General features: G+C 63.8%; 8 protein-coding genes. All 8 read right to left on the minus strand.

The window, feature by feature from the left end; genetic code table 11:
- Positions 1–111: 111 nt before the first annotated feature.
- The 8 genes from ACVNHC_RS13355 to ACVNHC_RS13390 all read right to left on the minus strand — a co-directional run bounded on the left by ACVNHC_RS13355 (position 112) and on the right by ACVNHC_RS13390 (position 12,689).
- Positions 112–1,086, minus strand: coding sequence for a TerC family protein (locus ACVNHC_RS13355; RefSeq protein ID WP_457167542.1), 975 nt, complete (start codon positions 1,084–1,086; stop codon positions 112–114).
- Positions 1,087–1,308: 222 nt separating this feature from the next.
- Entirely contained in the window at positions 1,309–3,006 is a 1,698-nt protein-coding gene (locus tag ACVNHC_RS13360; RefSeq protein ID WP_457167543.1) for a carbamoyltransferase family protein, read from the minus strand.
- Positions 3,006–3,260, minus strand: coding sequence for an acyl carrier protein (locus ACVNHC_RS13365; RefSeq protein WP_050472803.1), 255 nt, complete (start codon positions 3,258–3,260; stop codon positions 3,006–3,008). The genes ACVNHC_RS13360 and ACVNHC_RS13365 overlap by 1 nt, the downstream gene beginning before the upstream one ends.
- The gene (locus ACVNHC_RS13370) at positions 3,260–5,419 is read right to left on the minus strand and encodes a cytochrome P450 family protein (protein ID WP_050472802.1); all 2,160 of its coding nucleotides are present in this window, start codon (positions 5,417–5,419) and stop codon (positions 3,260–3,262) included. Before ACVNHC_RS13370 ends, ACVNHC_RS13365 begins: the two co-directional genes overlap by 1 nt.
- Before the next feature lie 3 nt (positions 5,420–5,422).
- Positions 5,423–7,051, minus strand: a complete 1,629-nt coding sequence (locus tag ACVNHC_RS13375; RefSeq protein WP_082205923.1) for an AMP-binding protein — start codon at positions 7,049–7,051, stop codon at positions 5,423–5,425.
- Entirely contained in the window at positions 7,048–9,726 is a 2,679-nt protein-coding gene (locus ACVNHC_RS13380; protein WP_457167544.1) for a tetratricopeptide repeat protein, read from the minus strand. The genes ACVNHC_RS13375 and ACVNHC_RS13380 overlap by 4 nt, the downstream gene beginning before the upstream one ends.
- Positions 9,727–9,995: 269 nt before the next feature.
- On the minus strand, positions 9,996–11,933 hold the full coding sequence (locus ACVNHC_RS13385) for an adenylate/guanylate cyclase domain-containing protein (protein ID WP_457167545.1): 1,938 nt from the start codon (positions 11,931–11,933) through the stop codon (positions 9,996–9,998).
- Positions 11,934–11,957: 24 nt separating this feature from the next.
- A complete protein-coding gene (locus ACVNHC_RS13390) occupies positions 11,958–12,689 on the minus strand; it encodes a hypothetical protein (protein ID WP_457167546.1) in 732 nt (243 codons plus the stop codon).
- Positions 12,690–12,728: the final 39 nt, after the last annotated feature.

Genomic DNA, 12,728 nt, shown 5'->3' on the forward strand with positions numbered 1-12,728 from the left:
AAAGACCCGGCATCAGGAGCCATGCGGCCAGCCCCGCAACCGGCCTGCCCAAGCAAAAATCCCGCCGGCAGCGCCAATCTGCCGGCGGGACATATCTGGAAAATCCGGGCCTTAACGGCTCTCCGCTCTGCCCGTCTTCCAGAGCGAGAAGAAGGTTCCAGCGCCCAGGATCGCAAAGGTGATCCCGAGCGACCATTCCGGCGGGAACTTCTGCCAGCCCATGAACTTGGCAATGAAGATCTTCGAGCCGATGAAGACCAGCAGCACCGACAGCGCATATTTGAGATAGGCAAAGCGGTGCAGGATGGCAGCCAGCGCAAAGTAAAGCGCACGCAGGCCGAGGATGGCGAAGATGTTGGAGGTGTAGACCACATAAGGATCGGTGGTGATGGTGAAGACAGCCGGAACCGAATCCACCGCAAACACCACATCGGCGATCTCGATCACGATCAGCGCCAGCAGCAGCGGCGTGACGAAACGCTTCAGGTGGCCCGTTTCCGGGTCCTTCTGCTTCACGATGAAGCTGTGGCCGTGGATCTCGTCCGTCACCGGCAGCCGCCGCTTCAGGAAGCGGATCAGCGCGTTTTCCTCGATCTTGTGCTCCTCGTCACCGGCAAACAGCATCTTGATGCCGGTGAAGATCAGGAAGGCGGCGAAGAGATAGAGCACCCAGTGATATTGCTCGACGATGGTGGCACCAAGGCCGATCATGATGCCGCGCAGCAGGATCACGCCCAGAATGCCCCAGAACAGCACCCGGTGCTGATAGATGCGCGGAATGGCGAAGAAGCCGAAGATGAGCGCGATGACGAAGATGTTGTCCATCGCCAGCGTCTTTTCGACCACGAAGGCAGTCAGATACTGCGCGGCCGCCTCCCCGCCCATCTGCCAGAAGATGAAGCTGGAGAAGGCGAGGCCGAGAATGATGTACATGGCCGAAAGCTTGAGACTTTCGGCAACCCCGATCTCGTGGTCGTCCTTGTGCAGGACACCAAGGTCGAACACCAGCAGCGCAATGACCAGAGACAGGAAGACCAGCCACATCCACAGCGGCTTGTCGAGAAACAGCAGAAACAGGATATCCAAGATTTGCCTCACTCGCGTGACGGCGCCGTGTCATGACACGTGATTGTCCGCGAGGCGGCAGTCCGGGCATGGCATCAAGCGCACTTGATGCGGTCCGACATCACGAGGCGCCTGCTCTTGGAGTTCAGTGCGCATCGCCAGAGGGGCCCGGCCCGCTGCGCGATAGATAACAGGGAATTGAAGAAATGCAAGCAGGCGTGCCGCAAGCCAGGCGGTGTTCCTTCACCGGTCCGGCTTGCGGATCAGCAGATCCCCGGCCAGAACGGCGTCAAGGCCTGTCGTGCAGAGCACCGCGAGGGCATCCTCCAGCGTATCCACCATCGGCTTGCCCATGATGTTGAAGCTGGTGTTCAGCAGCACCGCCTGCCCCGTGTGCCGCTCCATCCCGTCCAGAAGCTCCGACATCCAGGGGTACATCTGCTGCGTGACTGTCTGGGCGCGGCCCGTGCCATCGGCATGTACCACCACCGGCACCTGCCCCATCCGCTCCTGCCGCCATGGCAGGGTCATGGACATATAGGGCGAGGATTGGGGGCCTGTGAACCAGCTGGCCGCGTCGTGCTCCCGGACGGCGGGAGCAAAGGGCCGGTAGGCCTCACGGCCCTTGATGGCCGCGTTGACGTGGTCCTTCATCCCCGCTCTGGCCGGGTCCGCGAGGATCGAGCGGTTGCCCAGCGCCCGCGGCCCGAATTCGGCACGGCCCCGGAAGGTGCCGACAGTCCGGCCTTGCGCCAGCGCTCCGGCAACGGCGGCGGCCGAACGCCCGGTCACATCCTCGACTTGGAACCCGTTGAGATGGGACCGCAGATCACATCCACCCGTTTCCGCCTCCCTGCCGAGGAATGGCGCACCGTCCGGGCTTGCGGGAAGGGTGTGCCTCTCCTGATCCTGCATCCAGGACAAAAGTGCAGCGCCGATCGCGTTGCCGTCATCGGCGGGACAGGGTGGCACATGGATCGCCCGCAGGCCAAGCCTCGCGGCGGCAGAGCCGTTGTAGGAAGAGTTGAGCGCGCAGCCGCCGGACAGCAGGAGATCGAAAGGCCCCTGCCCGTCCTGCTGGCGGATGAGATCGAGAATGACCGCGTCGGCAAGGGCACTGTAGGCGGCCTGACCGGAGGCGGCCAGATCAGCGGCCTGCATCAGCGGCTCATGCGGCTCACGGGCATGGGCAGCCGCCATGTGCTGGATGCCTGCAATCACCTCGGCCGCCGGAAAGACAAGACGCCCGTCCCAGACGGTCAGCAGACGCTCCAGTGCGCCTTGCAGATCCGGAAGAACCTTGCCAAAGGCCGCAAGGCCCATAACCTTCCATTCCTCGCCCAGCCGCCAGTCAAAGCCGCAGCGAAAGGTCAACCAGCCGTAGAACGTGCCAAGACTTCCGGGCCCCCACGAGCGCCAGAGCCTTTTGATCCGGCGGTCCTGCATGGCATAGGCCGAAACAGCCCCTGCGTCCCCCTCCCCGTCCAGAACCAGCACCAGAGCATCAGACACCGGGGCAAACCACGCCGCCGTGACCGCGTGGCACAGGTGATGCTCATGCCGCAGAAGGTGCTGGCGCTCCGGCGCCACCCCGAGACGGAGCAGCGAATGCCCCGCCATGGCCTGCTGCGTTGCATGCAATCCGCGCATCCACAACGTATCAAGGGCCGGCAGCATGGCGTCATGCACGTTGACATCCATCTGCGCCTTCATGGCCTTCCATGAGGTGCCCACGCAGAAACGGTCGGTCTCTGGCGACGCACCGCAGGCCTTCAGCGCCCGCTCAAGATGCGGCGCATGATCGGGGGCAATGCCCCAGGCCCGCTTGTCCTGCAGGAAGCGCTCGGTTGCCTCGGCATAGACGACCTGCCCCGCTTCGTTGACGATGGCGAGAGCAGGATCATGACCGGAAGTGGAGAGGCCGAGGTACCAGGTTGTCATCAGGCTGCCATGAGGCCTTTCACGGCCGCTGCAAAACTGCCAAGCGTCTCGTGGTCGAAGATCAGCGCCGGGTCGAGTTCCACCTGAAAGGCATCCTCCACCTCACCGCACAACAGGACCGCATCGATGGACTGCAAGCCTGCATCCACGAGCGAGGTCTCAAGACCGATGGACGCCTCGTCCTGCTTCGTCAACGCCGCAATGCGGCGGACGAGAAAGGCAACGAGTTCATCACCGGGCAAAACTTCAGGCATCAGGCGGTCCTTTCAGGAGCATGCGGCAGACAGGGAAGGCTTTCCAGGGCAATGGTCTGTGACAGCGCAGCATAGGCATGCCGTTGCGGATCCAGTTGCAGATGAGGAAAACGGTCGAACAGCGCCGGGATGGCGAGACGAATGATCTGGCGCGACATGGCCGCGCCGAAGCACCGGTGCAGGCCATGGCCAAAGGCGAGATGACCGGCCGGTGCGGCACGGTTGAGGGTGGCAAGACGGAAGCGCAGAGTGGTGCCTGCAGGCACGCCAAGGGCATTCTCTGCATTCCGGGCGATCCGGTAGATGTATTTGGGGGCGGCGCACAGGCCGATCAGACGGTCATAAAGGCCTGCCCTGTCGCCGGTGTTCAGCAGCGCCTGCCGCTGTTCGGGCGGCAGCATCAGAAGGTGATGCAGGATGTTGCCCAGCGTGTGGCGGATGTTGAAACTCGCCCCATAGAGCACAAGGGTCAGCGCTATCTTGTCCCGCGGGTCAAAGCCGTCCATCTCCTCGCGCAGCAGCGCGGCAAGAAGCCCTTCGCCTTCGCCTTTGGCGGCAGCATCCGCCTCCAGCCGTGCCAGCAGCCCGGTCATGGCCGACTGGATCTGCAACAGATCGCGCATGGGCAGCAGCGGCGCCAGAACCAGCTGGATACGTGGCGCAAGATCATCAAAGCGCGCGCAGTCTTCCTGCGGGATGCCAAGCACAGGCTTGACCGTGCCCTTGAACACGGCATCGGTGAAATCGCGCATGAGGTCAGGCGCAGGCACACCGGCCAGATGATCCAGAGCGGAGGCAACCGCGGCCTCCCATACCGGCTGCCAGTCTTCCAGACGGTTGCCGCCGATCTGCGCAAAGACGGCACGCCGGGCCGTGGCATGCCTTTCACCGGAGAGGAAGAACGGCGCATTGCGGGCAAAACGGATGGCATCGGACAGGTCCTCACCGGAGCGCTGCGCCAACCCTTCCAGGTGGCTCACCATATCCGGAGGAGACCAGGCCTCATCATCGTTCAGCAGCTCGCGGGCATCTGCCCGGGAGCGGATTTCGGTCATGCGCGGATTGATCCGGACATTGTCACCGGTGAGGATGCAAGGCAGATTCACGGCGGATTGCAGGACATGCGTGCGCTTGTGGCGGACAAGATCCCGTTGCAGCGTCAGTTCCGGAAAGGCGCGGGCGAGACGCGGCAGGGCTTCGGTGAGAAAGACACGGCCAAGATGTTCGCCCAAGCACTTGTGCGGCCCGAAACCGAAAGACATGTGCGCCTGCGGCCCCTGAGCGGCACGCAGTGACGTGTTGATCTCACGGATATCCAGCAGAACGGTTTCACCGGCAGCAAACGGGCATCCGCCGATCTGCGCATCCGCCTTCACCGCACGGCCAATCAGCAGTGTCGGGTTCGAGACGGAAAGGATGTGCTCGATGAACTCTTCCGGCAGGTCCGGCTCCGCCAGTTGCAGCCAGACCGCCTGAGGCTGCAGCAGCAGATCGTAGAGCATCAGGGTGAAGGTCTGCAGGACGGTGACAAAGGCCTCGGCAACCGTAATGGCCATGCCCGTCTTCGGATCAAAATCCGTCAGCGCCTCTTCCGGAGATGCAAGGAAGGCCATGAAGGAACCCGCAGGCCTGCCGGAATTCACCAGGCATGCTGCAATGCGCGCCATCGCCTCATCGATCCGCCGGAGGCGGGAAGCGGAGAGCAGCGGCTCGATCACATCATTGGCGATGATGATGAGCTCCAGCAGATCCTCCCCGCAGTCTTCCGGAACACCCATCACCGCATGGACGAAGGCCTTCATCGCGGGCTCTGCAAAGTCGCGGACAAGATCGGGATCAGGCGCGGACCGGAGACGGTCCAGCGCATTTTCCACGGCCTGCACCGCAACAGGCCGCCAGCGCTCCACACTGGCCGGGGCAAAGAAAGAAGCAATCTGGCGTCTCAGAGCGAGATGCTCTGGACCATCCATGAAGATGAAGCTGCTGCGGGAGACAGCGCGCAGGTGCGGCAGCTCGATGCCACGTCCGGCAAGCTGGTCCAGATAGGCGGTCAGTTTGCCTGCAGTGACTTCGGGATGGCGCATGACATCGCGCGCCAGTTGCGGATCGCCAACCTTCCGGGCTCCGTGAAGCCAGCTGCGTTTCGAGACAGTCGCCATGGTTCAGCCCTGCTCCCCGCCTGCAAATGCTTCATCGCCCTTGCGGAAAAGCGCTGCCACATGGGCACGGCGCACCTTGCCGCTGGTTGTCTTTGGCAGCTGCCCCCGGCCAACGAAACGGATTTCGCTCAAGGTCAGCCCCCATTCCCCCAGAATGCGGTTGCGCATGCGGGCGCGGGCTTCATCGGGCGAGTGCACCGGGCAGCGGCTGTCGATCAGCTCCACCAGCAGGACTGCCTCTCCGGACTGGTTTTCATCGCGCATGAAGGCCGCCGCTGCCATGGCATTCAGCTCCGGCACGCCCTCGCAGGCCAGTGTCTCGACCTCTGCGGCCGGTATCGTCAGGCCATTGGCAAAGAGCACATCCTTCAACCGCCCGGAGATCCAGAGCCGGCCATCAAGGATATGGCCAATATCACCGGTCCGCAGAAACAGTCCCTCCCGCCCCGGCACCGCATGTCCAAAGCTCTCGGCGCTCAGGTCCGGCCGGGACAGATAGCCGCTGCCCTGCGACGGGCCGCCAAGCCAGATCTCGCCCTGCTGCCCGTCTTCCACGGGCAGGCCGGTCTCCGCATCCATGATCACGATCTGCTGCCGCATCTCGTCGCTCAGCCAGCAGCCATGAGCACCGCCAGGGGGCGTCTGGAGACCGGTATTCCTCGCCCCGGCGGCAAACAGGGTGATTTCCGCCATGCCATAGCAGGCAAAGACCGCTTCCCGCCGCAGGCCAGCGGGCGCAAGATGACCGGCAAAAGCCTCCAGAAGGCCCGGAGGGATAGGCTCGGCACCGCAATAGGCCCGGGACCAGCCAGACAGGTCCAGTCCGGCCAGAGCCTCCTGCGGCACCTTGCGGATGACATCGGCAAAGGCAGAGGCCGGACCGCCGCTGAAGTCAGCTTGCCACTGCGAGATCACCTCAAGCCAGAGGCGGGGGCTGCGGATGAAGTCGAAGGGGCTCATCTGCACCGACATGCCGCCACTGAGCAACGGACAGAGGATGCCGCCGATCAGGCCCATGTCGTGGAAATGCGGCATCCAGTTGACGACGCGGGCTGTCTCATCCAGACCCCAGGCCCGCTGAACGGCAGCGCAGTTCTCCAGAATGTTCTGCCCGGTGATCAGCACGCCCTTCGGCGTCATCGTCGAACCGGACGTATACTGGATGAGCGCCGTATCCTGCGGCATGTCAGGCCGGGTATGTCCGTCCACGCGCAGAGGGATGTCACCGGAGAAAGGCACAACGGGCGGCGCGCCCTCCCCCAGCAGCATGCGCAGACCGTCCTCCAGCCCTTGCTGGCAAAGCACGGCCACAGGCGCAGCTTCAGTGCAGATATGGGCGAGCCGGGTGGAGACGCTGCCCCGGCGCGGCGGGGCAACCGGAATGGCAGTTACTCCGGCCAGAAAACAGCCGAGCAGAAGCGAAATGAAGGGCGCTCCGGCGGGGAACACCAGCACAACGCAATAGCCCCGAGCAGGCTCCAGCTGCTGCGCCGCAGCCTCCGCTGCCGCCAGAAGTTCATTTCCAGAGAGGACTTGCTGCGTCACGCCGCGCGCGCAGAACGCCAAGATCTCCCGTTCCTCCCGCGCCCGGCAGGCCTGCCTTATTGCCCGTTCCAATGGCCTCTGCTTCACCTGACAATGCCTCCCTGGGTGCCGCCTGTCTGCACAGACCGGTGAGACGTCACCATCAGATAATTCAACAAGTCATGATTGAGCCGTGCATTGCGCGGATCGGAGCGGAGCAGCGCCTCAATCTTGTCGAGGTAGGCCTGCGCCCATCGGCGGCACCAGACCTCTCGAGGCTCCCCCTCCTCCGCATCCGGCATCCGGATAACGTCAATTTCGATATCATCGCCACTCCACTGCGCCTGGAACCAGTAGACTGGGATCTTCATCGCCTGGCTGATCTTCGGGACGATGTCGTCGATCATCACCGGCCTGCCGAGCAGGATCCCTGAAGCGCTGCTTGCAGGGCCGAGAGGATGAAAGCCTGTCCACGAAAAGTCCCGCGCAAAGTAGACGCTCACGCCTTCACGCAAGCTGCGCACAACATCCGCAGCCAGCCTGCCGCTATCGAAACCGTGCAGGATCCTTACATCAACTTCACCTGCCCCCTGCGCCTGAGTTTGGGTCTTCGACCTAGGTCCCGTCACATAGGCCAGATTCTTCATCAGCACGGTCAGCGCAACACTGAGCCTTGCACCGGCATGCGTTGATACGATCATGGTTGGCTGGCGGCTTTCCACCCGCTCGCGCAGCATTGCAAAGGCTGGAGAACGCCCGAAGGCTGGCGGCACCGTCTCAAGCAGGACGCGCGCCGACATCAACTGATCCACATGGCCAGCCCGGCAGGCCCGGCGGCGCCATGTCACGCCGTCCATGCCAGGAGGGCATAGGGCCTCTTGAGCAAAGTACTGAGCATGCTGAAGGACCGGCCCCGACGGCCCGTCCCAGTCTGCCTCGTAAAGAAGACCGCGCAAATCCTGATCCGGGATGGGGCGTGACCAGCGGGCACGGGTTTCCGGAATGGAAACAGGCCTTACTTCTCCCAGAAACAGCTTGCGGAACCGCTCCAGCTTCCAGTCAGAGGAGGCCGGTTGGCCCGGCAGATGACGAAGCGCCAGCACCCGCGCCCGCTCTGCCTGTCCCGTATCGCACAGGGCGCTCATCAGCCAAGTGTCCAGCGGTGCATGGCCCGCCTCAACCTTCGCCTCCAGAAAGTCGAGGCAACCGGCAATGTCGCCGCGTGCCAGAAGCAGAGCCTTGCGCAGTTCAATCGCCGTCCGGTCTGCCGGTGCCTGTTCGAGGACATTGTCCAGCAGGCAGTCTGCCTCGTCAAACTGTTCCAGCTCATAGAGACAGCGGGCCTTCATCTGAAGGTGACTCATGTCACCGGGCGCGGCCGGACAAACCGTCTCCAGAAGGTCCAGCGCCTGCGGCCAGTTCCCCAGAGCATAGGCAAACCGAAGCCGCAGGATCCGGCTGGTCAGTTCGGGCAAATGCCCCTCCGCCTGCGCCATGAGGCCATCTGCACAATCCAGAAGAATAGCCGCCCCGCGAGTTCCCATCCCCTCCTGCAAGGCAAGATTGGCAAGTGTGATGATCTGCGCAAGACCGGCAGGATAGCGCCGGAATTCTTTGGACAGGATCGCCGCGGCCTCCTCTATCTGCCCTTCAAGGCGGAGCAGCGCTGCCTCCGCCAGCCGCACCGCCGGAGCCTGCCGGACGGAAGCTGCAAGCTTCTCCAGAATCTGACGTGCGGCAATGGCATCGTTCCCGCGGATGGCATCATGGAGGACATTGGCCGCATGAACGGGATTGGAGGGTTCCGCTGCAAACAGGTCCTGCGCAATCTCCGCAGACTTCTCCAGCTGCCCCTCGGCCTGCAACAGATAAAACGTCTGAAGGCCTGCAGCCGGACTGCCCTGCCCCAGCTCATCAATGTCCTGCCGGACCTTTGCGAAACGCCGGAAGGCCAGGTCCACCCAGCGCCTCTGGTCCTCGTGGCCCGCCCCGAACTGCCGCAGCCTCTCATCGGCATCGCGCATCCTGCCCATGCTCATCAGCAGGTTGACGAGCAGCCGCCGCAGCACGGCATGATCCGGCCAGCCGGCCAGCCCCTCTTCCAGACGGGCAAGTGCCGCCGCCCCCTCGAAAGCCTGTATTTCCAGCTGGATCAGGGACAGAACAAGCGAGATGTTGCCAGGATCATCCTCGACGGCAGCTTTCAGCGTCCCGATGGCGGAGGCAAGATGTCCGGCAGCAGCCTGCGCACTAGCCAGTTCGGTCAGAATGACCGGCAGCAACCCAGGAGCGGCCCCAGCGCTACCGCGCATGTCGGCCAGCCAGCCAGCGCTCTCTTCGAACCTTTGCAACTGCCGCAGCACGCTGCCCCGGCGCAGCTTCAGATGCAGATCATCCAGAGGCAGGGCAAGGGCGGCATCCACCGCAGCCAGAGCCCCTTCCGGATCACCGCTGCGCGCCAGCGCATCCACCAGCACAAGCCAGGCCCCGAGATGATCCGGCTGCTGATCGAGAATGGCACGGGACAGGCTGACCGTGCGCTCGAAGCGTCCGGCGGCCAGCGTCGAAGCGGAAAGCTGGTACATGAGATCGACGGAACCGGGAGCCTCGGCAAGGAGTGCCTCGAACCAGTCCGCGCTCTCCGCAAAACGGTGAAGGGCGCGCAAAACCTCTCCCTTGCGGCAACCCAGCCAGAAGTCTGCAGGCGCAAGGAGCAGTTCCTCCTCAACGAAGGCAAGCGCCTGCGTAAAGGCCTGATCGAGCATCAGCGCTTCGATTGCCAACCGCCCTGCTTGCGCGCCTCCATCTACCGGTTCCGCCCGAGACATTGCCACCCTCACCCGTTTCTCACACTCTGGCATGATGGCCGCATACCAAGGCTCTGAGATGCCGATGCATCACGCCTTGAAATTGCTCATGCGCCGCACGGGATGATACCCATGCTCACCCGATAGCATGACGGCAAGCTTTACGCTCGCCTCATTGCTGAAATTCTCCCCTAGGGAAACAATGATTTACAGATAACCGGCGAAACGGGAAAGACTGGCGCCGCTTACCCTGCGACACTGCGGATGCCGGTTTCCGGCAGGTCCGGGTCTTCGCCGGCCAGAAGCAGGCGCGGCCCGCTTTCTTCCATGAAGAGCGCAGCATCGTCCAGGGTCAGCACTTCCGTCTCGACGGAGAGGCCGCGCAAGGTGCCTTTCCACAGCGGCAGCAGCGCAGGGGCATTGAGACCTTCCGCCACCGAGCCGCTGAAGGCAAGGCGCACGGCGGCTTCCTTGGCAATGGTCTCGATGCGGCTGGCTGTGTTGACAGTGGTCCCCATGACAGTGAAGGAGCGGCGCGTCTCACCGCCGATATCGCCCACCAGCGCGGGGCCTGCGTTGATGGCGATGCGCAGATCCAGTCCGGGCTGACCGGTGCGGCGGCGCAGCTCCGGCAGCATGGCAACCACCGCAAGGGCGCAATCCACCGCGTGCTGCTCGGGCGCCTCAACGTCATTCGGCGCGTTCCAGATCGCCATCACCGCGTCACCGATATATTTGTCGATGTAACCTTCAAAGCGGGTGATCTCACCGCCGATGGCTTCGAAACAGGTGTTCACCACCTTCACCACCTCACGGTCGGGCAGCTGTTCCGACATGCGGGTGAAGCCGACGATGTCGATGAAGGCGACGACCACGCGGCGGGTTTCGCCGCCCAGATCCGACAGGCGCTCCTGCTCGGCCATGGTCTTGATCACCTGCGGCGACAGATAATGGCCGAAGAGGCGCACCAGCTCACGCTCGCGGCGCTTGAGCACGGCAACTTGCGCCACACCGGCCACCATCAGCGCGATGAAGCCTGCAAAGGGCGCAGCGCCGGCGGGCAGGACACTGCCGCCCATCAATGCCGCAAAGGCAATGGCAAGGCCGCCGCCGATGAGCCCGGCTGCCACGAAAGGCAGGCTCGGCAGCGGCAGGTTCAACCCGGCGAGTGCACCGGCAAGCGCAAAGGCGATGATCAGCCCCGCAACGGCTGCCAAAGGCGCATCCGTGGCAAAGCGGCCGGTCAGCGGCGCGCCGACCAGGTCAGCCAGAATGAAGACGCCGGACGTCGCGCTTCGCACCGGCGGGCGGCCCATCGCCCCCTCGATCGCGCCCGGAACGCCTTCCCGCGGCAGATAACGGTCGAGGTAAAGATGCTCGTCCTCATTCGGCAAGGTGCTGCCGAAGAGAATGGCGCGGCCATCGGCAAATTCATGCAGCTTCGCCCGGCCCTCTTCGCTGTCCATCATGTCGAGCACATCGACCAGCGACAGGTAAGGCACGGTCGAGGCCAGCCGGGCACCGGGAAGCGGCATGTAGGGCTCGGCGATATTTGCGCCCATCAGCGAGAGCATGGCGTCCACAAAGGCAGGCGAGTTCTCCAGCGGCACCGCCGGTCTGTGGCGGCGCACCACTCCGTCATTGCTGGTGAAAATCTCGGTAGAGCGCACCCCCTCATTGCCGGCCGTTGCCGAAATGGACCGGTGCGGCACCCCGGTCGAGGTGCGCGCGACGACGACACGGCCCCGGTTCTGATACAGGAACTGCAGGAACTGGCGGTCATAGCCGCGCAGCCGCGCCTCACCTGTCTGCGGGTCGGCAAAGGAATCGGCGCTGAAGGCGAAAACGAAATCGAGGCCGATGGCTTTTGCCCCCGCCTCGAACAATCCGGACCCCGCCTCGGCAAAGGCCTGGGACATGAACACGCGCGGGATCGCCTCAAGCCGTTTGGACGTCAGCGCCGCCTGATCAAGGCCGACGACAGCCACCGGAAACCGGTCCTGCGGCAGGGGTTCGGCAGCCGCGCGCAGTTGCAGCAGCCGGTCCGTCATCCAGCCTTCCCAGATCGCATGGATCGAGGCAAAGCCGGACACAATACCAAGCGCGGCCGCGATGAGCACCATCGCGGCCTTCAGCCTGATACGTTCTGTTGCGGCGGTCTGTGCCCGCCCGGACCCGGTCATTTAACGAGGATCACCCGGCTCAGTTCATTTCACCACGACAACAGCAGTATCGCGGCCAACGCCCGAGGGGTCGAGCGTAAACTGACGCACTTCAGCGTCCCCTGCGCCTTCCTTCGGCTTGAACATCAGCTCAACCGGCACGGAATTGCGCACGGTGCCGCCTGCCATGGCCGCAGCCGCATCTTCCGGCGTCGTCAACGGCATTTCCGACAGGGCGGTGTCGTCGAGCTTGTATTCCTTCGGCTCACCGCCATCGACGGAGATCATGACGCTGTCATAGCGCTCCTTCAGATCATCGCCGAAGCGCAGCATCAGGGACGCAGCCACCTTGTTTTCCGGACGCACGCTGCGCAGGGTCGTGGCAAGCCCCTTGCTGGCGTCGGTATCGGCGTTGGTTGTCTGCTGCTGCAGGCAGTTGCCCGGACGCAGTTCCGTCTCCTGGCCTTCGGCCACTTCGAGCCCCGAGCTGACGGCCGTCACCGTTCCGCCCGTCACCCGCACCTCGCGGCAGGAGGTGTAGTCGAGCAGATCGACATAGCCTTCGCTGCCCAGCGCCACGGCATCACCGGGGAAAAGTTCGGTAAAGGCAGACGCCTGAACGCCTTCCGAGCGGTCCAGCACCATGGCGACCGGATCCGCGGCGAGGGCAGAAACGCTGCCGAGAAGGGACAGCCCCAGACCCAGCGCCAGCCCTCGCGCCGCGCTGTGCGGCGCAAGCGAGCGGCTGTTTGAGGGGGCCTTTGTCTTGAGTGCCATTCCAGTGCTCCTTTCACATGCCGTCCCAGCCGGGAAACA

This window comes from Pannonibacter sp. Q-1 (genome assembly GCF_054073275.1).